General features: G+C 71.7%; 15 protein-coding genes. 9 read left to right on the top strand and 6 right to left on the bottom strand.

All coding sequences use genetic code 11. The annotated features are described in order from the left end of the window. Positions 1–7: 7 nt before the first annotated feature. A complete protein-coding gene (locus COUCH_RS16050; protein ID WP_249612884.1) occupies positions 8–1459 on the bottom strand; it encodes an NDP-hexose 2,3-dehydratase family protein in 1452 nt (483 codons plus the stop codon). Between the two features lie 305 nt (positions 1460–1764). Here COUCH_RS16050 and COUCH_RS16055 point away from each other — a divergent pair, with 305 nt between their 5' ends. The 6 genes from COUCH_RS16055 to COUCH_RS16080 are packed head-to-tail and all read left to right on the top strand — an operon-like array spanning position 1765 to position 8251. Then, complete coding sequence (locus COUCH_RS16055) at positions 1765–3036, top strand: beta-ketoacyl-[acyl-carrier-protein] synthase family protein (RefSeq protein ID WP_249612885.1); 1272 nt, start codon at positions 1765–1767, stop codon at positions 3034–3036. Further along, positions 3033–4313 (top strand): ketosynthase chain-length factor, encoded by a 1281-nt coding sequence (locus COUCH_RS16060; protein ID WP_275980110.1) that lies wholly within the window; start codon positions 3033–3035, stop codon positions 4311–4313. The genes COUCH_RS16055 and COUCH_RS16060 overlap by 4 nt, the downstream gene beginning before the upstream one ends. Positions 4314–4348: 35 nt before the next feature. Beyond that, positions 4349–4606 (top strand): acyl carrier protein, encoded by a 258-nt coding sequence (locus COUCH_RS16065; RefSeq protein ID WP_249612886.1) that lies wholly within the window; start codon positions 4349–4351, stop codon positions 4604–4606. Continuing rightward, complete coding sequence (accA, locus tag COUCH_RS16070) at positions 4603–6273, top strand: acetyl-CoA carboxylase carboxyl transferase subunit alpha (RefSeq protein WP_249612887.1); 1671 nt, start codon at positions 4603–4605, stop codon at positions 6271–6273. Before COUCH_RS16065 ends, accA begins: the two co-directional genes overlap by 4 nt. Positions 6274–6303: 30 nt before the next feature. Then, positions 6304–6834, top strand: a complete 531-nt coding sequence (locus COUCH_RS16075; protein WP_249612888.1) for an acetyl-CoA carboxylase biotin carboxyl carrier protein — start codon at positions 6304–6306, stop codon at positions 6832–6834. 4 nt (positions 6835–6838) lie between these two features. Next, positions 6839–8251, top strand: coding sequence for an acetyl-CoA carboxylase biotin carboxylase subunit (locus COUCH_RS16080; RefSeq protein WP_249612889.1), 1413 nt, complete (start codon positions 6839–6841; stop codon positions 8249–8251). Between the two features lie 68 nt (positions 8252–8319). Here the strand turns inward: COUCH_RS16080 and COUCH_RS16085 are convergent, their stop codons facing one another. The 3 genes from COUCH_RS16085 to metK form a co-directional block, all read right to left on the bottom strand. After that, a complete protein-coding gene (locus COUCH_RS16085; protein WP_249612890.1) occupies positions 8320–10449 on the bottom strand; it encodes an MMPL family transporter in 2130 nt (709 codons plus the stop codon). A 226-nt stretch (positions 10450–10675) separates the two neighbouring features. After that, a complete protein-coding gene (locus tag COUCH_RS16090; RefSeq protein ID WP_249612891.1) occupies positions 10676–11668 on the bottom strand; it encodes a carbohydrate kinase family protein in 993 nt (330 codons plus the stop codon). Between the two features lie 11 nt (positions 11669–11679). Continuing rightward, a complete protein-coding gene (gene metK / locus COUCH_RS16095) occupies positions 11680–12867 on the bottom strand; it encodes a methionine adenosyltransferase (protein ID WP_249612892.1) in 1188 nt (395 codons plus the stop codon). A gap of 135 nt (positions 12868–13002) precedes the next feature. Between metK and rfbB the strand changes: the two genes are divergently transcribed. Next, on the top strand, positions 13003–13992 hold the full coding sequence (gene rfbB, locus COUCH_RS16100; protein ID WP_346016005.1) for a dTDP-glucose 4,6-dehydratase: 990 nt from the start codon (positions 13003–13005) through the stop codon (positions 13990–13992). Positions 13993–14014: 22 nt separating this feature from the next. On the opposite strand, the gene COUCH_RS16105 is transcribed toward rfbB, so the two are convergent. Next, positions 14015–16351: a beta-L-arabinofuranosidase domain-containing protein gene (locus COUCH_RS16105; RefSeq protein WP_249612894.1), complete on the bottom strand. Its 2337-nt coding sequence runs from the start codon at positions 16349–16351 to the stop codon at positions 14015–14017. A gap of 120 nt (positions 16352–16471) precedes the next feature. Then, a complete protein-coding gene (locus COUCH_RS16110) occupies positions 16472–17485 on the bottom strand; it encodes a LacI family DNA-binding transcriptional regulator (RefSeq protein ID WP_249612895.1) in 1014 nt (337 codons plus the stop codon). A gap of 265 nt (positions 17486–17750) precedes the next feature. Between COUCH_RS16110 and COUCH_RS16115 the strand changes: the two genes are divergently transcribed. Then, positions 17751–18719, top strand: a complete 969-nt coding sequence (locus tag COUCH_RS16115) for a glycoside hydrolase family 6 protein (RefSeq protein WP_249612896.1) — start codon at positions 17751–17753, stop codon at positions 18717–18719. Positions 18720–18723: 4 nt separating this feature from the next. Then, positions 18724–21570, top strand: coding sequence for a glycosyl hydrolase family 95 catalytic domain-containing protein (locus tag COUCH_RS16120; RefSeq protein ID WP_249612897.1), 2847 nt, complete (start codon positions 18724–18726; stop codon positions 21568–21570). Positions 21571–21827: the final 257 nt, after the last annotated feature.

Here is a 21827-nt window from a genome sequence, read left to right on the forward strand (position 1 = left end):
CCTCCGCTCACCACAGCGAGTGCAGGCAGGCGACGAGACTGCGCGCCTGCACGTTCACGTAGTAGCTGTGCTGGAGCAGGGCGGTGAGCTGGGCGACCGTGAGCCACCTGTAGTCCGGCGGGACGGCGTCCGGGAGGTCGTCGCCGACGTCCACGATCACGTACCGGTTCTCCGCGTGGTAGAACCGGCCGCCCTCCTCCGACTGCACCGTGTCGAACATGATCCGGTCCGCCGGTACGGTCCCCAGGTAGTCGAGGAACGGCGGCTGGGCGTCGTCCGGCAGGCCCTCGTAGTTCACCGGCATGCACTGCACCGTCGGCGCCAGCTCGGCCACGTCCAGGTAGCCGCCCTCGATCCGGGCGTGCATCAACACGTGCAGGACACCGCCGATCGACTTGGTGAGCAGCGCCGCCACGCCCACCCCGCGCGGGACGAGCAGCGGCTGCGACCAGCTGTGCACCTCCCGGCTGCCCGCGGTGACCTGCGCCGCGATGATCGAGAAGTGCTTGCCGTCGGCGTGGCTGATCTCGTGCTCGTCGCGCCGCCAGCCGCGCACCTGGCGCAGCGGGATCGGGCTCACCCGGCGATGGTGGCGCGCCTTGCTCTCGACGAACCAGCTCAGCAGCTCCCGCATCGTGTGCCGGGCGGCCCCGCCGGGAACCAGCGAGCGGTGCAACGCCCGGCGGAACGCGCTGTCGCCGTGCCGGTCGCCTGCCCCGGCGGCCGGCCGGTCGAACGGGATGCAGGAGAGCACCGTACGGGCGTCCATGTTGACCATGTTGTCCTGGCGCAGCATCCGGTGGAGCTCACCGATCGTCATCCAGCGGTAGTCCTCGTGCGGCGGTACGTCCTCGTCCACCTCGACGACCACGTTGCGGTTGCGCTTGCCCAGGAACCAGGCGCCCTGCTCGGACTGCAGCACGTCCACCAGCACCCGGCTGCGGCCCGGATCCGTGAAGTACTCGAGGTAGCGGGTGTGCGTACCGCCGTGTACCCGGGTGTAGTTGCTCCGGGTGGCCTGCACGGTCGGTGACAGCTGCAACGTGTTGATGTTGCCCGGTTCCATCTTCGCCTGGACCAGGCAGTGCAGGACCCCGTCGATCTCCTTGGTGATCATGCCGAGCGTGCCGATCTCCGGCTGGTTGATGATCGGTTGCTGCCACTGGCCGACGGGACCGTAGTCGGTCTCCACCTCGATGCCCTCGATCGTGAAGAACCGGCCCGAACGGTGCGCCAGGTTGCCGGTGGTGGGCTCGAAGAACCAGTCGCGCATGCCGAGGAACGGGATCCGTTCGACCTCGAAGCGGTGCGCCGCCCGGCGCTCCTCCAGCCACCGCTCGACCCGGCCGGGCCTCGACGGGTCCCCGGTCGCGACCCCGGAGCCGGTGAACCGGGCCGGGATGGCCGTGTCCTCGGTGGTCAGCGGGGCAGGGAGAACCGTCGTGGAAGTGTCCACCATCGCGGGCCACCTTCGTCGAGGAGGGCGAGTGTCGCAGCAAGACTCGGCCCGGGTGCTCGAATCCCGCTTGAGCTGCTCTCGGCTCGGCGCCGCCGGCCGGGCGGCGGCCCGAGCGCTCCGGTCTCTGTCGAGGACGCCTTGAGCACCGGCCGGAATGCTCGCATCGGTGCGACGACGTCCCGGTGATCCGAAGGTGGCCCGCGTGGCGCGCCACCGGCCCGGACGAGCGGCAATGGCGGAGCGGAGGTTCCGGTGGATGGGTTGAACAGCTGGCGGCAGCGGCCGAGGCACGGACGGTCCCGCACATGACGCGGCGGGTAGCGATCACCGGTATCGGGGTCGTCGCCCCGGGCGGCGTCGGCGTGAAGCCGTACTGGGACCTGCTGGTCTCGGGGCGGACGGCGACCCGGACCATCACGTCGTTCGACCCCACCCCGTTCCGTTCCCGGGTGGCGGCCGAGTGCGACTTCGACGCGGCCCGCGAGGGGCTGACGCCGCAGGAGACCCGCCGGATGGACCGGGCGACCCAGTTCGCCGTCGCCTGCGCCGGCCAGGCCGTCGCGGACAGCGGGCTGGAACTGGGCGACCTGGACGCGTTCCGCACCGGCGTCAGCCTCGGCAGCGCCGTCGGCTGCACCACGAGCCTGGAACGCGAGTACGTGGTGGTCAGCAACGGCGGCCGGGAGTGGCAGGTGGACGAGGACTACGCGGTCCGCCACCTGTACGACTACCTGGTGCCGAGCTCGATGGCGGCGGAGGTGGCCTGGACGACGGGCGCCCAGGGACCGTGCGCGGTGATCTCGACCGGCTGCACCTCCGGCCTGGACGCGGTCGGCCACGCCATGCAGCTCATCGAGGAGGGCACCACCGACGTGATGATCGCCGGGGCGACCGACGCGCCGATCTCCCCGATCACGGTGGCCTGCTTCGACACCATCCGCGCGACCACGCCCCGCAACGACGAACCGGAGACCGCGTCCCGTCCGTTCGACGCGACGCGCAACGGGTTCGTGCTGGGTGAGGGCGCGGCGGTCTTCGTGCTGGAGGAGCTGGGCCGGGCCCGGCGCCGCGGCGCGCACGTCTACGCCACCATCGACGGGTTCGCGAACCGGTGCAACGCCTTCCACATGACCGGCCTGCGCCCGGACGGGCGGGAGATGGCCGCGGCGATCACCGACGCGCTCGACGAGGGCGGCTGGAACCCGGCGGACGTCAGCTACGTCAACGCCCACGGCTCGGGGACCAAGCAGAACGACCGGCACGAGACCGCGGCGATCAAGCGTGCGCTCGGCGAGCACGCGTACCGGACGCCGGTCAGCTCGATCAAGTCGATGATCGGCCACTCGCTGGGGGCGATCGGGTCACTGGAGCTGGCGGCGTGCGCGCTCGGCATCGACCAGGGCGTCGTGCCGCCGACCGCGAACCTGCACCACCCGGACCCCGAGCTCGACCTCGACTACGTACCCCTGACGGCCCGCGAGCGCCGCCTCGACGTCGTGCTGAGCACGGGCAGCGGCTTCGGCGGCTTCCAGAGCGCCGTCGTGCTGAGTCACCCGGAAGCCAGGGAGCGCCGATGAGCACCGTGACCGCCGCCGGATCCGCCGGATCCGCCGGACCCGCCGTGCCCGCACGGGCGACGAACGCCGTCGTCACCGGGATCGGCGTGATGTCGCCGATCGGCCTCAGCACCGAGGCGTACTGGGCCGCGCTGCTGGCCGGCACGTCCGGCATCGGGCGGGTCACCCGCTTCGACCCGGACCCGTACTCGGTGCGGCTGGCCGGCGAGATCCGCGACTTCGACCCGGCCCAGCACGTGCCGGACCGCCTGCTGGCGCAGACCGACCACGTCACCCGGCTCTCCCTGGCGGCGGCCGGTGAGGCGCTGGCCGACGCCGCCGTGGAGCCGGCGGAGCTGCCGGAGTACGGCATCGGCGTGATCACCGCGAGCAGCGCCGGCGGCTTCGAGTACGGGCACCGCGAGCTGGACAAGCTGTGGCGGCAGGGGCCGGCGCACGTCAGCGCCTACCAGTCGTTCGCCTGGTTCTACGCCGTGAACACGGGGCAGATCTCGATCCGCCACAGCCTGCGCGGCTCCAGCGGCGTGCTGGTCAGCGACCAGGCGGGCGGCCTCGACGCGGTCGCGCACGCACGCCGCCGGGTACGCCGCGGCACGCCGGTCGTGGTGACCGGCGCGGTCGACGGGTCGCTGTGCCCGTGGGGCTGGGTGGGCCAGGTCAGCAGCGGGCAGTTCAGCAGCTCCGACGACCCGGCCACCGCGTACCGTCCGTTCGAGCCCGACGCGAGCGGCGCCGTGCCGGGCGAGGGCGGCGCGATCCTGATTCTCGAGGACGAGCAGGCCGCCCGCGCCCGGGGTGTGCCGCGCGTGTACGGCCGCATCGCCGGCTACGCGGCCACCTTCGATCCCGCACCGGGGCGCGACGGCGAGCCCGGCGCCGCTCTGCGCCGGGCGATCGAGCAGGCGCTGGCCGAGGCCGGGGCCGAGCCCGGGGACATCGACGTCGTCTTCGCGGACGCGGCCGGCACCCCGGAGCTGGACCGGTCGGAGGCGGCGGCGTTGCAGGCGGTGTTCGGCCCGGCCGGCGTGCCGGTCACCGCCCCCAAGACCATGACCGGCCGGCTCTGTGCCGGCGGCGCGGCCCTCGACCTGGCCACGGCGCTGCTCGCCATCCGCGACGGGGTCGTCCCGCCGACCGTGCACGTGCGCAACCCCGACCCGGGCCACGCCCTGCGGCTGGTCACCGGCACGCCGCGGCGGATGCGGGTGCGCTCGGCTCTCATCGTGGCCCGCGGTTTCCGCGGCTTCAACTCGGCGCTGGTCGTCACGGCCTCCTGACGCCGGCTCCATCACCACCGGAAGGGACGAAAAGCATGTCTCAGCTGACCATCGCCGATCTCGCCGAACTGCTCCGGAGCACCACCGGGTCGGGGGAGAGGGTCACCGACTACGGCGCGTTCGCGCAGACGGAGTTCGCCGAGCTGGGCTACGACTCGCTGGCCCTGCTCGAGGCGGCCAGCCGGTTGCAGCGCGAGCACGGGGTGACGCTGTCCGATCTCGAGATCAGCGAGCTGCACACCCCCGGCGAGCTGCTGGCCCTGGTGCAGAGCCGCACGGTCGGGGCGGCGTGACCGCCACCGTCGAGCGGCCCGCGGAGGAGCAGAGCTGGCTGCTCTGCGCCCATTGCCGCAGCCCGCTCTACGCGAAGCGGTTCCGGCGGGCGCTGGGGGTGTGCGCGCGCTGCGGGCACCACGGCCGGCTGACGGCGCGGGAGCGGATCGCCCAGCTGCTCGACCCGGAGTCGATCGAGCCGATCGAGGTGCCACCGGCGCCCGACGACCCGCTCGGCTTCACCGACCGGCTGCCGTACCCCGAGCGGCTGGCCGCCGCTCGGCGGGACACCGGGCTGGCCGAGGCCGCCGTCGGCGCGCGGGGCACGCTGGAGGGGAACGCGGTCGCCGCGGTGGCCATGGACTTCGGGTTCATGGGCGGCAGCCTGGGCGGCGGCGTGGGCGAGATCATCACCCGGACCGCCGAGGTGGCGCTCGCCGAGCGGCGCCCGCTGCTCATCGTCTCGGCCTCCGGCGGCGCCCGGATGCAGGAGGGCCCGCTCTCGCTGATGCAGATGGCCAAGACCAGCCAGGCGCTGCGCCGGCTGGACGAGGCCGGCGTACCGACCGTCTCGCTGGTCACCGACCCCACGTACGGCGGGGTGGCGGCGTCCTTCGCCTCGCTGTGCGACGTCATCGTCGCGGAGCCCGGCGCGCGGATGGGCTTCGCCGGTCCCCGGGTCATCGAGCGCACCATCGGCCAGAAGCTGCCCCCCGACTTCCAGACCGCCGAGTTCCTGCTCCAGCACGGGCACATCGATGCCATCCGGGCGCGTGCCGAGCTGCGCCCCGCCCTGCGCCGGATCCTGGCGGGGCTGGGTGCGGCCGGGCCCGGCCCGGCGGCAGCGGAGCCCGCCGTCACGGACGCGCTCGCCGTCGACCCGGACGAGCTCACCACCCAGGACCCCTGGCAGACCGTACGCACGGCCCGCGCCACCGAACGCCCCACGGCGCTGGACTTCATCGGCCTGCTGGTCGGCGACTTCGAGGAGCTGCACGGCGACCGGATCGGCGGCGACTGCCCGGCCACGGTCGGCGGCGTCGGGCTCCTCGACGGGCAGCCGGTCATGGTGATCGGCCAGCAGAAGGGGCACACCCCCGCCGAGCTGACCGCGCGCAACTTCGGCATGCCGGTGCCCGCCGGGTACCGCAAGGCCGGCCGGCTGATGCGGCTCGCCGAGAAGGCCGGCATCCCGGTGGTGACGTTCGTGGACACCGGCGGCGCGTACCCGGGTGTGGAGGCGGAGCAGAACGGCCAGGCCGCGGCGATCGCGGAGAACATCCGGCTGATGTCGGGGCTGCGCGTCCCGGTCGTCTCGGTGGTGCTCTCCGAGGGCGGCAGCGGCGGTGCCCTCGGCCTCGCCGTCGCCGACCGCGTGCTGATGCTGGAGAACGCCTTCTACTCGGTGATCAGCCCGGAGGGGTGCGCCGCGATCCTGTGGCGGGACCCGGCCGCGGCCGCCATCGCCGCCGCGGAGCTCGGGCTGACGGCGCCGCGGCTGCTCGCCACCGGCGTCGTCGACGGCGTCGTGCGGGAACCACCGGGCGGCGCCCAGGCGGACCACTTCGCCGCGGCCGACGCCCTGTCCGCCGCCCTGCGGTCCGTACTGGCCGACCTGCGGACGCGATCCACGGCCGAGCTGCTGGAGAGCCGCCACGCGCGGTTCCGGCGGTTCGGCGCCACGTAAGGACAACCAGGACCTCCGGCACGAGACGAGATGAGCATCAGCATGGACGACGGAGTGGGAGAGCTCGACCGTTTGATGGGCGACAGCCGGCAGGACACCCTGCCGGCCACACTGGAGATGACGCGGGACAGCGTCATCGAACTACTGGCCAAGATCTCGCCGATGCCGCGGACCCTGAAGGTCTCCGTCGGCCCGGTGGCCATCGAACTGGACTGGACGGAGGGGATCGCGGGCCCGGTACGGCACGAGGCGCCCGCCCTCCCCGCGGCCGCGCCGGAGACCCGGCCCGCGGCTGTCGCGGCCGACGACGACGTGGACCACGTGCACGCACCCATCGTCGGGGTGTTCTACGTGGCGCCGGAGCCGGGGGCCCGGCCCTTCGTCTCCGTGGGCGACGTGGTGACCCCCGGGCAGCAGATCGGGCTGGTCGAGGCGATGAAGCTGATGATCCCGGTGGAGGCCGACCGGCACTGCCGGATCGTGGAGTTCCTCCAGCCCAACGGCACCGCGGTGGAGTACGGCGATCCGCTGTTCGCCGTCGCGCCGGTGCAGGGCGGGTGACGCGGTGTTCCGGAAGATCCTGATCGCCAATCGGGGCGAGATCGCGCTGCGGGTGGCGCGTGCGTGCCGCGAGATGGGCATCGCCACCGTCGCCGTCTACTCGCTGGAGGACCGCGACTCGGCCGTGGTGCGGTACGCCGACGAGGCGGTCCGGATCGGGCCCGCGTCGTCGCAGATGAGCTATCTCAACATCCCGGCGGTCGTGGAGGCGGCGCTGCGTACCGGGGCGGAGGCCATCCATCCCGGCTACGGCCTGCTGTCGGAGAACCCGGACTTCGCCGAGGTCTGCGTGGCCAACGGCATCACGTTCGTCGGCCCGCCGCCGCAGGTGCTGGAGTCGCTCGGGGACAAGTCGACGGCGCGGTCGCTGATGCGCGCCGCCGGCCTGCCGCTGCTGCCCGGTGGCGCCGAGCCCGCCGACACGCTGGAGGAGGCGCGTTCGCTCGCCGAGGACATCGGGTGGCCGGTCGTCCTCAAGGCGGTGGCCGGCGGCGGGGGCCGGGGCATCACGGTGGTACGCGCGCCCGACGACCTGGCCACCGCGTACCGCGCGACGCGCCGTACGGCGGCCGCGGTCTTCGGCGACGACCGGGTCTACGTCGAGCGCTACCTCGACCGGGCCCGGCACGTGGAGGTCCAGGTGCTGTGCGACGGCGCCGGCAACGCCGTCCACCTGGGCGAGCGGGACTGTTCGGTGCAGCGCCGGCATCAGAAGCTGGTCGAGGAGTCACCGGCGCCGGGCCTCCCGCCGGAGGTACGCGAGGCGATGTGCGCGGCCGCCGTACGCGGCGCGCGCGCCGTCGGTTACGTGGGCGCGGGCACGTTCGAGTTCCTCGTCGACGACCTGAACCGCTTCTACTTCATGGAGATCAACTGCCGGGTGCAGGTCGAGCACCCGGTCACCGAGATGGTCTCCGCGGTCGACATCGTGCAGGAGCAGCTGCGGATCGCCGCGGGGGAGCCGCTGCGCATCACGCAGGACGACGTCCGGCTGTCCGGGGCCGCCATCGAGTGCCGGATCAACGCCGAGAACCCGGACGCGGACTTCAACCCGGCGGCCGGCCGCATCGACGACTTCGAGATGCCGGCCGGTCCGTTCGTCCGCGTCGACACGCACGCCTATCCCGGATACCGGATCTCGGTCTTCTACGACTCGCTGCTGGCCAAGGTGGTGGTCTGGGCGCCGGATCGGGCCGGGGCGGTGGCGCGGATGCGGCGCGCCCTCTCCGAGGTGCGGGTGACCGGCCACGGGGTGCGCACCACGACAGGGTTTCTCGACGGGGTGATGCGCAGCCCGGAGTTCGCCGAGGGCACCCACGACATCGGGCTGGTGCCGTTGCTGGCTCAGCGGGCCGCGGCCGCCCCCGGCCCGGACACCGCCGTCCGGGCCGGCGACCGGGACCTGCAGCGCGCCTGACGAGGACACCGAAGGGGGCCGGAACATGTTGTTCCGGCCCCCTTCGCGTGCGCCGAGCGGGTTCTCGCTCAGGCCTCGGCCGGGCTCACCTCCCGCGGGGCGGCCTCGGCCGCCGGCGGTTCGTCGTCGGTGCGCCTGGCCAGCCGGCTCGGCCACCACATGTGTCGCCCGACGTCCAGGTTGAGGGCGACGACCAGCACGGACCGGACCACGAGGGTGTCCAGCAGCACGCCGAGGGCGACCGCGAAGCCCATCTGGAAGAAGTTGGTCACCGGCAGCGTGAGCAGGACCGCGAACGTACCGGCCAGGACCAGGCCGGCCGAGGTGATCACACCGCCCGTGGCGCTGAGCGCGATCAGCGTGCCGCGCCGGGTGCCGTGCCGTTCCGCCTCCTCCCGTACCCGGGTCATCAGGAAGATGTTGTAGTCGATGCCGAGGGCCACCAGGAACACGAAGACGTAGAGCGGGAACGACGTGTCCGCGTGGTTGTGTCCCAGCACCGCCCGGAAGATCAGCGTGCTGATGCCGAGCGCGGACGCGAAGGACAGCACCACGGTCGCCATCAGGAACAGCGGCGCGACGATCGCCCGCAGCAGCAGCATCAGGATGATGAAGACCACCCCCAGCACCAGCGGGATGATCAGGGCGCGGTCGTGCTCGGCGGCCTTCTGCAGGTCGAGGTTCACCGCGGTGGTCCCGCCCACGAGGGCCTGCGCACCGGGCACGTTGTGCACCGCCTCGCGGACGCGTTCCACCGTCCGGAAGGCGGCCTCGCTGTCGGCCGCGTCGGTCAGGGTCGCCTGGAGGTACGAGTACTCGCCCTGGGCCTCGGGCGGGGTGACGCTCTTGGACTCGATCCCGGGCGTACCGGCGACCGCGGTGCGCACCTGCTCGGCCTGATCGGGCCGGGATGAGACGATCAGCGGCACGCCGGAGCCGGCCGGGAAGTGCTTGGCCAGCACCTCCTCGCCGATGATCGAGTCCGGCTTGGTCCGGTACGACTGGGCGTTGGACAGCCCTCCGGCGTCGAGACCGACCAGCGGCAGGGCGAGGAGGGCCAGCAGCAGGGTGGTGAGGAGGGCCGTGACCCGGGGGCGGCGGGCGATGGCCGACCCGATCCGGTCCCAGATCCGGTGCGCGGTGACGCCCGACGACGGGTCGTAGGTGGGCCGGACCGGCCAGAAGACCCACCGGCCCACGGTGACCAGCAGGGCCGGGAGCAGCGTCACCATGACGAACAGCGCCACGATGACGCCGACCGCGGCCACCGGTCCGAGCCCCTTGGTGGAGTTCGTCTCGGCGAAGAGCATGAACAGCATCGCCGCCGCGACCGTGGCGGCGCTCGCCACGATGGCCGGGCCGGAGCGGTGCAGCGCCTCGGCCATGGCCGCGTGCCGGTCCTCGTGCCGGTGCAGCTCCTCGCGGTAGCGGGCGACCAGCAGCAGCGCGTAGTCGGTGCCCGCACCGAAGACGAGCACGGTCAGGATGCCGGAGCTCTGGAAGTTGACCGTCAGGCCGGCGTGTTTGGCGAGCAGATAGATCACCGCTTGGGCGGTGGTCAGCGCGGCGCCGGCGGAGAGCACGGGGAACAACCACAGCATGGGGCTGCGGTAGATCAGCAGCAGCAGCACGACCACGATGCCGATGGTCGCGAGCAGCAGTGTGCTGTCGATCCCGGAGAACGCGTCGGTGAGGTCCGCGGCGTTGCCGCCGGGGCCGGTGATGTGCACGGTCATGCCGGCGCTGTCGGCCTCGGCCACGTCCCGCAGCTTGTTGATGACGTCCGCCGCGGTGGAGTCGTTGTCGTCGTCCCCGAGGTCGAGCGGGACGATCGTCTGCGCCGCCCTCTTGTCGTCGGACGGGAAGGGCCCGGCCACCTCGCCGGGGAGGGTCATCACCTGGCCGAAGCGTTTCGCGTCCGCCCCGATCTTCGTCAGGTCGGCCGGGGTGAGTCCGGAGCTGCGCTCGTACACGATGATGGTGGCCACCGTCTGGTCGTCGACGGACGCGGCGGCCATCCGGTTCAGCAGCTTCGTCGACTCCGCATTGCCCGGCAACCACGATTCCGTGTCGTTCTTCTGGGCGTCGAACAGCTGGGTCGACAGCGGCGCCGCGACGGCGAGAATGCCGATCCAGAGAACGAGAACGACGTACTTCGTATAACGGCCGGCCACGAATGCGGCCAATGACCTCGGCATAACCTCTCCTACGGTTGGTCCATCACGGTCGTCCGGCGCACCCGGTGCGGGGGCGGCGGACCGGCGCGAAATGGGGCGTACTGCGCTCATCCTTGCGGCGGCGTCTGATATATCCGTGACACCGGCCTGACACCGCAGGCAGGAGGGCTTCCGGTTCCGGCGGGGCACGCCGAAACCCGCCGCCGGCCAGGGCCGGCGGCGGGTGGCGTCGGGGGCTTTCGTCAGGTCACGAGGCGGTCGCCGGTGCGGCAGCCCATGCGCGCCGTACCTGTTCCGCGGCCTCCGCTCCGTAGGAACGCGCCAGGTCCGCGGCGAAGCGTTCCCAGTCGAGCGCGTACTCCTGCGGCCCGGAGACCCGCAGCGCCTCGACCGCCAGCTGGCAGCCGACCTGGGCGGCCGTCACCAGCGGCAGGTGCCGGCCGAGCGCGGCGAAGAAGCCGGCCCGGAAGGCGTCGCCGACCCCGGTGGGCTCGGCGATCGTCTCGCAGTGTGCCGCCGGTACGTGCACGTCCGGGTGTCCCCGCTCGCGGATGCGCACCCCGTCCGCGCCCAGCGTGGTGACGTGCCGGCCGACGCGGTGCAGCAGCGCGTCGGCGTCGAGCCCGGTGCGCGCCTCCAGCAGGTGGTGCTCGTACTCGTTGGTGAACAGGTAGGCCGCGCCGTCGATGAAGCGCAGCACGTCCTCGCCGGACATCCGGGCGAGCTGCTGGGACGGGTCCGCGGCCATCGGTACGCCGTGCCGGCGGCAGGCGTCGGCGTGCCGGAGCATGGCCGCGGGCTCGTCCGCGCCGACGAGCACCAGCTCCGGCGGGGAGGCGGCGAACAACGCGCCCAGGTCGATCCCGCCGGCCTCGGCCATCGCGCCGGGGTAGAACGACGCTATCTGGCACATGTCGTCGTCGGTGGTGCAGACGAACCGCGCGGTGTGCGCCCGCGTGCTGACGTACAGGGCGGTGCAGTTCACCCCGTTGCGCTCCAGCCAGGAGCGGTAGTCGGCGAAGTCGTGGCCGACCGCGCCGACCAGGGTCGCGGTCGTGCCGAGCTGGGCGAGCCCGTACGCGATGTTCGCGGCCACGCCGCCGCGCCGCACGGTGAGCTCGTCGACCAGGAACGACAGGGACACCCGGTTCAGCGCCTCGGCGACGAACTGGTCGGCGAAGCGGCCGGGGAACCGCATCAGGTGGTCGGTGGCGATCGATCCGGTGACCATGATCGGCACGGTGCAACCCCTCAGATGGTGGCCTTGAGCGCCGCGGCGCGGTCGGTGTTCTCCCACAGCAGTTCCGGCAGTTCGCGGCCGAAGTGGCCGTACGCGGCGGTCTGCTGGTAGATCGGGCGCAGCAGGTCCAGGTCACGGATGATCGCCGCCGGACGCAGGTCGAACACCTCGTGGATCGCCTTCTCGATGCGCTCCACCGGCACGTTCTCCGTACCGAAGGTCTCCACGAACAGGCTCACCGGGTGCGCCTTGCCGATCGCATACGCGACCTGCGTCTCACACCGCTCCGCAAGGCCCGCCGCGACCACGTTCTTGGCCACCCAGCGCATCGCGTACGCCGCCGACCGGTCCACCTTCGACGGGTCCTTACCCGAGAACGCGCCACCACCGTGCCGGGCGTACCCACCGTACGTGTCCACAATGATCTTGCGGCCGGTCAGGCCCGCGTCGCCCATCGGACCACCGATCTCGAACCGGCCGGTCGGGTTCACCAGCAGCCGGTAGCCCTCGGTGTCGAGACCGAGGTCTTCGAGCTCGGGGGCGATGACGTGCTCGCGGACGTCGGGAGCGAGCATCGATTCGAGGGAGATGTCGGCGGCGTGCTGGGAGGAGACGACGACCGTGTCGAGGCGGACCGGGCGCAGGCCGTCGTACTCGATCGTGACCTGCGTCTTGCCGTCCGGGCGCAGGTACGGGATCGTCCGGTCCTTGCGGGCCGCGGAGAGCCGGCGGGCGAGGCGGTGCGCCAGGGCGATCGGCAGCGGCATCAGCTCGGGGGTCTCCGAGCACGCGAACCCGAACATCATGCCCTGGTCGCCGGCGCCCTGCGCGTCGAGGAGGTGTTCGGAGTCGCCTTCGCGCAGCTCGAGCGCGCTGTCGACGCCCTGGGCGATGTCGGGTGACTGCGAGCCGATGGACACGCTGACGCCGCAGGACGCGCCGTCGAAGCCCTTCTTCGACGAGTCGTAGCCGATACCCAGGATCGTCTCGCGCACGATGCTCGGGATGTCGGCGTACGCCTGGGTGGTGACCTCACCGGCCACGTGCACCTGACCGGTCGTGATCAGCGTTTCCACCGCGACGCGGCTGCGCGGGTCCTGGGTCAGCAGGGCGTCGAGAATACCGTCGCTGATCTGGTCAGCGATCTTGTCCGGGTGGCCTTCGGTGACCGACTCGGAGGTGAACAGGCGATGTGCCACGGGCAACTCCCTTCATCGCGGGGACTATCGCGGCCGCGACTCGAGAACCGGTGGAATCCCGGCCTTGCCGTCGCCTTCCACGCCCCCTCGAGGTGGGTGCGAGCCCGGGCGCATACCTTCCGGCGCATGACGAGGATGCTGGTGACCGGTGGGGCCGGATTCATCGGAGCGAACTTCGTGCACTACACCCTCCGGCACCGGCCGGAGTATCGGATCTGCGTGCTCGACAAGCTGACCTACGCCGGCGACCAGGCATCGCTGCGGCAGGTGGCGGACCGGATCCGGTTCGTGCGGGGCGACGTGGGCGATGCGGCGACGGTCGACGCGCTGGTCGCCGAGTCCGACGTGGTGGTGCACTTCGCGGCCGAATCGCACGTCGACAATTCGCTCCACGACCCGGAGCCGTTCCTGCACAGCAACGTGGTGGGCACGTACCGGCTCCTGGAGGCGGTCCGGCGCCACGGTGCCCGCCTGCACCACATCTCCACCGACGAGGTCTACGGCGACCTGCCCCTGACCGGCACGGACCGGTTCACCGAGGAGACCGCGTACGCCCCGTCGAGCCCGTACTCGGCGACGAAGGCGGCGTCCGACATGCTGGTGCGGGCCTGGTGCCGCTCGTACGGGGTGGCCGCGACGATCTCCAACTGCGCCAACAACTACGGGCCGTACCAGCACGTCGAGAAGTTCATCCCGCGGCAGATCACCAACGTGCTGACCGGCGGCCGGGCCCGGCTGTACGGCACCGGCGAGCACGTCCGGGAATGGACGCACGTCGACGACCACAACGCCGCGGTGCACCTGATCCTGTCGCGGGGACGGGTCGGCGAGACGTACCTGATCGGCTCGGGCGTGGAGCGCAGCAACCGGGAGATCGTCGAGACCCTCCTCGAGCTGCTGGGCCTGCCGCGCGACGACTTCGACCACGTCGCGGACCGGCCCGGCCACGACCTGCGCTACTCCAACGACAGCACCAAGATCCGTACGCAGCTGGGCTGGCAACCCCGGTACGGCGACCTGCGCGACGGGCTCGCGGCGACGGTGGAGTGGTTCCACGACAACGAGTGGTGGTGGAAGGCGGCGAAGCAGGCCACGGAGGAGCGGTACCGGCTGCTCGGCCGGTGACCGCCCGCCCGCCGCCCGGTGGTCAGCCGAGCCGCACCAGCCGCCACACGTTGTCGGCGGTGCCGTTGTCGGAGTCCTGGACGACCTGGGCGCCCCAGGTGCTCGAGCCGTTGAGGATCGCCAGGAGCTTGCCGCTGTTGACGTTGCGGATCTTGTAGGTGTCGTTGCCGAGGTCGACGAGCGTCCATCGGTGGTCGGCGGTCCCGCTGTCCGACCACTGCAGGACGCGGGCGTTGTCGGCGGTCGACATGTTCTCGACGCCGAGGACCTTGCCGCTGTTGACGTTGCGGAACCGGACGGCGCCGCCGTCGGTGACCTTGACCCAGTTGTGGTCGGCCGTTCCGGTGTCACCCCAGACCACGGCGAGGCCGCCGTCGGCGGTGGACATGTCCTGCACGCCGAGCACCAGGCCGGTGCCGGCGTTGACCAGCTTGTACGCGACATCCGTGCTGCCGCCGCCGCCCGCGTTCCAGTAGACGGTGTAGTTGAAGCCGTGGGCGTCGTAGAACGGCCCGAGGCCGACCGATGTGCCGTTGGCGGTCGCAGTGAAGGACAGACCGGCCGTGCTCGTCCGGGTGATCGACGAGACGGCCAGCGACGGCAGCGCCGACAGGGCCGTGTTGCCGTAGTTGCCGCAGAGCACGGTCGGCCCGTACGTGATCGCCTGGACGTTCGCGTTGTCGTTGGCGGCCTGCATGATCACCCGCATCGGGAGCCTGACCGTCAGCGTGTCCCCGGCAGCCCAGGCGCGCGTGACGGTCGCGTAGCTGCCCGGCGTCGCCGTGACGGCCTGCGTGCTGCCGTTGACGGCGATGACCGGGTTCTGGGTCCAGGCGGGGATCCGGATCCGGATGCTCCAGGTGCCGCTCATGGTGCCGGACAGCGTCAGCGTGGTGGTGTCGCCGGCCGGGTACGCGGTGGCCTGCGTGACCGTGATGCCGCGCTGCGCCCAGGTCAGCGTCGAGGGCACGAACAGGTTCACGGTCAGGGTGGTGCCGGCGTAGAAGTAGATCGAGTCCATCAGCTTGGTGTTGGACTCGATGCCGGTGCCCTGACAGCACCAGAAAGAGCTGTAGTCGGTGGAGTACGTGCCGCCGCCCCAGGCCGGGCCGACGCCACGGCGACCGCCGGGGCGCAACGGCGTGAAGTACGTGACCCCGCCGTGGCTGTCGGCCGGGTTCTGCGCGCCGACCACGTGGTTGAGCAACGCCCGCTCGTAGAAGTCGAAGTAGCCGGCCTGGTCCGGGTCGAGCAGCCACAGTTCGCGGGTGAGCTTGAGCATGTTGTACGAGTTGCAGTGCTCGCAGGTGTCGTTCGTCAGGTAGCCCGCGATGGCGTTCGGGGCCCGGAAATGCTCGGCCTGGCTGTTCCCGCCGATGGCGTACGTGTGTGCCCTGGTCGTGATGGCCCAGGCGTTGGTCGCGATGTCGCGGTAGCGGGTCGTGCCGGAGGCCTTGTACTCGCGGGCCGCGCCGATCCACTTGGGCACCTGCGTGTTGGCGTGCAGCCCGTTGAGCTGGTCGGAGTTGGCGGCCAGCGGGTTGAACACGGCCGCGTGGTCGAAGCGCTGCGCGACGGTCAGCCAGCGTGAGTCGCCGGTCTGCTGGCAGAGGTCGGCCAGCACCTCGTTCATGCCGCCGAACTCGGTGCCCAGCACCGACTGCATCTGGCTCGCGCTCAGCCGTGCCGTCCGGGAGTCGACCCAGCCGGCGAGGGCGAGCAGCACGGTACGCGCCTGCGTGTTGCCGGCGTACCGCCATGCGTCGAGCAGGCCGGCGAGCGTCTTGTGGATGACGTAGTACGGCACGTTGCCGTTGGACAGCGTTCCGGCCTCGAGCGCGGTGAAGTCGGACTCCGGGAATCCGGACAGGTATCCCGCGGCGAATCCGGCCGCCCCGTTGTTCGCCTGGCACCTGGCCAGTTCGGCCACCATGGAGTTGAGCTTGTCGCGGCAGGTCGTGTCGCCGAGGGCCGCGTACGCCTGCGCCCAGGCGCTCAGGAAGTGGCCCTGCATGTGCGATCGGAACGGGAAGGTGGGCGCGTCCCAGCCGCCGTTGGACGCGGCGCCGTTGGTCGACAGCCGGTGGTTGGCCCGGAAGACGTAGAGCAGCCGCTCCACGTCGACGAACCGCAGGTAGTTCAGGGTCCTGGTCTGGTTGTCCATGAGCCGGCCGGCGGTCAGGCGTACCTGGCCGACGTCGAAGGCGGACGCGGCGGCGCCGATGTCCGGACGGGCCGGTGGCACGACCGCGGCCGCGGCGGGCCGCTGGTCGGCCAGGCCGGCGCCGGTGGCGGAGGCCACGACCGCGGCTCCGGTGGCCTGCAGCAGACGGCGCCGGCTGAGGGCGGACGAAGACATGACGCGCTCCAGGGGCAGAAGGCATTGGGTTACGTCGATGTTAACCTTCACAACCACGGCGTCAAGAGGGCGGCTCAGCTGCAAATAAGCAGAATGGTGAACGGTAACAAGGCAGCCAGGTCACGCGGAGCCGCGCAGCACCAGCCGGGTCGGCAGGATGATGGACGAGCGTTCCTGCCCCGCGAGCACCGCGATCAGCAGCCGGGTCATCTCCTTGCCCAGGCCCTGGATCGACTGGTGGACCGTCGTCAGCGGCGGCTCGGTCCGCTCGGCTATGCCCAGGTCGTCGAAGCCCACCACGGCCACGTCACCCGGCACGGACCGGCCGTTGTCGCTCAGCACGCGCAGGGCGCCGGCCGCCATGTTGTCGTTGGCGGCGAACACGGCGTCGAGGCCGGGGTGCTCGTCGAGCAGGGTCTTCATCGCCGCGGCGCCGCCGGCCTCGGTGAAGTCGCCCTCCGCCGTACCGTGCGGGGTCAGGCCGGCGATGACCATCGCCTCGCGGTAGCCGCGGTCGCGGGCCGCGCCGGCCTCGGTGCACATCTGGCCGGTGATGCTGACGATCCGGGTACGGCCGAGACCGATGAGGTGCTCGGTGGCGAGCCGCGCCCCGCCGACGTTGTCGGAGTCGACGTACCACTGCGGTTCGAAGTGCAGCGGCCGGCCGCCGTAGACCGCCGGCACACCCGCCCGCCGCACGATGTCGGTGAGCGGATCGTCGCCGCGCAGCGCCACCAGCAGGATGCCGTCGACGCCGCGGGTCTGCAGGAGCTTGGTCAGCCGGGCCCGGCCCCGGCCGGAGCTGGCCAGGCACAGCAGCAGGTGCAGATCGGTGTCCTCGAGCGCCGCGGACACGCCCACGATGACCTGGGCGAAGAACGGATCGGCGAACAACTGCGGATCGTCATCGGGTACGGCGAGGGCGACGATCCCGGTCTGCCGGGTGGCCAGGGCGCGGGCCGTACGGTTGGGCAGGTAGCCCAGCTCCTTGACGGCCTTCTCGACGGCGTCGCGGGTGGCGCGGCTGACGTGCGGCGCCTTGTTGATGACGCGCGAGGCAGCGGAACGGGACACGCCGGCGCGCTCGGCCACCTCGTCGAGAGTGGGTTGCCACCGAGGTGTCAGTGCTGCCATCGGGATGCCGGATCCTTCCGTGTGACGGGGGCTGTCGCCCGTCGGATGGTATCGACCGGCGATGACGATCGTCGATGCGCGCTCGACCGCCGTGTCCGTACGGCTGGAAGCGGTCCCAGCATTTTTGGACCCCGGCCGCCCCGATGATCCGGCGGCGAGGCCGGAACTTGCGGAAGCCTTGACATCGAAGCGAAATACATGGATGACTATCGCTGGAAGCGCTCCCAGCCCGTCCTCCGCCGATGTGTCCAGAGGAGACCCGCCGATGAAACGACCGACCCGTCCCCGCGTGCTCGCCGCCGCGCTGGCGCTGGTGGTGCCCGCCGTCCTGCTCGGCGCCCCCGCCGCCCACGCCGACCCGCTCAGCCAGACCAGCGGCTTCTACGTGAACCCGAACTCCAGCCCCGCCTCCTGGGTCGCCGCCAACCCCGGCGACGGGCGCGCGGCCGCCATCCGCACCCAGATAGCGCAGAAGCCCATGGCCAGTTGGTTCGGCAACTGGAGCGGCGACATCGGGAGCGCGGTCGGCGGATACGTCGGGGCCGCGGACGCGGTGGACAAGCTGCCGCTGCTCGTCGCCTACAACCTCCCCGGCCGGGATGCCTGCGGCGGCCACTCCGGCGGAGGCGCCGGCAGCGTCGGGGCGTACGACGCGTGGATCGCGTCCTTCGCCGCCGCCATCGGCAACCGGCCCGCCGTGGTGGTCCTCGAACCGGACTCGCTGGGCGACTTCAGCTGCATGAGCCAGGCCCAGGTCAACGACCGGGTGGGCATGCTGTCCCGCGCCCTCGGCCAGTTCCGCTCCAAGGCGCCCAACGCCTGGGCGTATCTCGACGCCGGCAACTCCGGATGGGTCGACGCCGCGACGATGGCGCAGCGCCTCAACTCCGCCGGTGTGGCCAACGCACACGGCTTCGCGCTCAACGTGTCGAACTACTTCACCACCGGCGAGAACGCGAACTACGGCAACCGGGTCGCCTCCGAACTGCGGCGCTTCGGGTACAGCAAGCCCTTCGTGATCGACACCAGCCGCAACGGCACCGGCTCGAACGGCCAGTGGTGCAACCCGGGTGGCCGCCGGATCGGCACCCCGAGCCAGCTGGGCGGCGGTGCGGAGATGCTGCTGTGGCTCAAGACGCCGGGCGAGTCCGACGGCAACTGCGGGGTCGGTGCCGGATCGAGCGCCGGGCAGTTCCTGCCCGAGGTCGCCTACAAGATGATCTACGGCTACTGACGCGATGACCGAACTGACGCGAAGGAAGCTTCTCGCGGCCGGTGTGGCCGGTGCCGGAGCCGTCGTGCTGCCCACGGGGTGGACCGCTGACGCGCAGGCCGGCCCGGCGGCATCGGCGCGGGCCGCCGACGACCTGATGCTCCGGTACGACGAGCCGGCCGGGTCGGAGTGGCTGCGCGCCCTGCCGGTCGGCAACGGGCGCCTCGGTGCCATGGTCTTCGGCGCGGTCGACACGGAACGGCTCCAGCTCAATGAGGACACCGTCTGGGCCGGTGGGCCGTACGACTCCGCCAACTCCCGCGGTACGGCGGCCCTGCCGGAGATCCGGCGCCGCGTGTTCGCCGACCAGTGGACCCAGGCGCAGGATTTGATCAACCAGACGATGCTCGGGAATCCCTCGGGGGAGCTGGCGTACCAGCCCGTCGGCAACCTGCGGCTCGCGTTCGGGACCGCCGGCGCGGCCGGGCAGTACGAGCGGACGCTCGACCTCACCACCGCGATCGCCACCACCACGTTCGTGCTGAACGGCGTACGCCACCGCCGCGAGGTCTTCGCGAGCGCACCCGATCAGGTCGTCGTCGTCCGGTTGACCGCCGACCGGGAGAACGCGATCAGCTTCAGCGCCACGTTCGACAGCCCGCAACGGACCACGGTGTCCAGTCCGGACCCGGCGACCATCGCGCTCGACGGCATCTCCGGCAGCATGGAGGGCATTGCCGGCTCCGTCCGGTTCCTCGCCCTGGCCCGCGCCGCCGTCACCGGGGGTACGGTGAGCAGCTCCGGCGGCACGCTGCGGGTGGCCGGCGCGTCGAGCGTCACCGTGCTCGTGTCGATCGGCTCCAGCTACGTCGACTTCCGTACGGTCAACGGCGACTACCAGGGCGTCGCGCGGCGCCATCTCGACGCCGCCCGCGGTGTCGCGCCCGACCAGCTGCGCGCCCGGCACGTGGCCGAATACCAGTCGTTGTTCAACCGGGTGACGCTCGACCTCGGGCGCACCGCAGCGGCCGACCAGACCACCGACGTGCGGATCGCCCAGCACGCGAGCGCGAACGATCCCCAGTTCTCCGCGCTGCTGTTCCAGTACGGCCGGTACCTGCTGATCTCCTCGTCGCGGCCGGGCACCCAGCCGGCGAACCTGCAGGGCATCTGGAACGAGGAGATGGCGCCCTCGTGGGACTCGAAGTACACGATCAACGCGAACCTGCCGATGAACTACTGGCCGGCCGGCACCACGAACCTCGCCGAGTGCCTCCTGCCGGTCTTCGACATGATCGACGATCTGACCGTGACCGGTGCCCGCACCGCGCAGCTGCAGTACGGCGCACGCGGCTGGGTCACGCATCACAACACCGACGCGTGGCGGGGCGCGTCCGTCGTCGACGGCGCGCTGTGGGGCATGTGGCAGACCGGCGGGGCCTGGCTCGCCACCCTGATCTGGAACCACTACCAGTTCACCGGCGACGTCGAGTTCCTCCGCACGAACTTCCCGGCCATGAAGGGTGCCGCGCAGTTCTTCCTCGACACGCTGGTCGCCCACCCGTCGCTCGGGTACCTGGTCACCAACCCGTCCAACTCGCCGGAGCTCACCCACCACCCGGACGCCTCGGTGTGCGCGGGCCCCACCATGGACAACCAGATCCTGCGCGACCTGTTCAACGGCTGCGCGCAGGCGAGCGACGTCCTCGGCGTGGACGCCACCTTCCGCACTCAGGTGCTGGCAGCACGGGACCGGCTGGCGCCGACGCGGGTCGGGTCGCGCGGCAACGTCCAGGAATGGCTGGCCGACTGGGTGGAGACCGAGCCGAACCACCGGCACGTCTCCCACCTGTACGGCCTGCACCCGAGCAACCAGATCACCAGGCGGGGCACGCCGCAGCTGTACGACGCGGCGCGCCGGACCCTGGAGCTGCGCGGCGACGACGGTACCGGCTGGTCACTCGCATGGAAGATCAACTTCTGGGCGCGGCTGGAGGACGGCGCGCGTGCCCACAAGCTCCTCCGCGATCTCGTCCGCACCGACCGCCTCGCGCCCAACATGTTCGACCTGCACCCGCCGTTCCAGATCGACGGCAACTTCGGCGCCACCTCGGGCATCGCGGAGATGCTGCTGCACAGCCACAACGGCGAACTGCACGTGCTCCCCGCGCTGCCGCCGGCCTGGTCGGCCGGTAGCGTCGCAGGTCTGCGCGGCAGGGGCGGGTACACCGTCGGCGCGACATGGAGCAGCAGCGGCACGGAGTTCGTCATCACGCCCGACCGCGCCGGCACGGTCCGGGTCCGCGGCCGCGTGGTCACCGGCGACTTCGAGCTGCGCGACGACACGAGCGGCAGCCCGGTCCAGTCCGTACGGCTCGAGGCCGATCTCGTCGAGTTCGCCGGGCAGGGCGGCCACACCTACCGCATCTCCGCCGCGACATCGGGCCCCGGGGAGACCGGTGTGTACCGGCTCGTGGCGCAGCACAGCGGCAAGGCCGCCGACATCAACGGCGCCTCCACCGCCGCCGGTGCCACGCTGATCCAATGGCCGGTCGGTGGCGGACTCAACCAGCAGTTCGAGCTGCTGGCCTCCGACGGCGGCTATTACCGCATCCGGGCCCGGCACAGCGGACTCGTCCTCCAGGTCGCCGGCACCGCCACCGGAGCCGACATCACCCAGCAACGCGACGCCGACATCGCCGCCCAGCAGTGGCGGATGGCCGACCACGGCGGGGAGGTGGTCAGCCTCATCAACCGGCAGAGCGGTCTGGCGATGGACGTGTGGCAGAGCTCCACCGCCGACGGCACCCGCATCTCCCAATGGACACCCACCGACGCCGCCAACCAACGGTTCCACCTGCAACGCGTCTAGGACCCCCCCAGGCGTTCTCGGTGGCGGTGTCCTTTCGTGACGGCAGCGGGGCCTCCCCTTCCGGCGGAGGCCCCATCATGACGGCTTCTATGCGCCGGCCCAGCGTTGGTTGGCGCCGGTGTGGCAGCTCCAGACGCGCGTGCCGGGGGTGCCGACCGGCACGTCCAGGAATTTGCCCGGCACCCGCAGTTCCTGCGGTGCCACTGGTCAGCGTCGGCGGTTTGCCGCATCCGGCGCTCGCATGGGTTCTCCCATCC

It is taken from the genome of Couchioplanes caeruleus (genome assembly GCF_023499255.1).
GTDB classification, from domain to species: domain Bacteria; phylum Actinomycetota; class Actinomycetes; order Mycobacteriales; family Micromonosporaceae; genus Actinoplanes; species Actinoplanes caeruleus_A.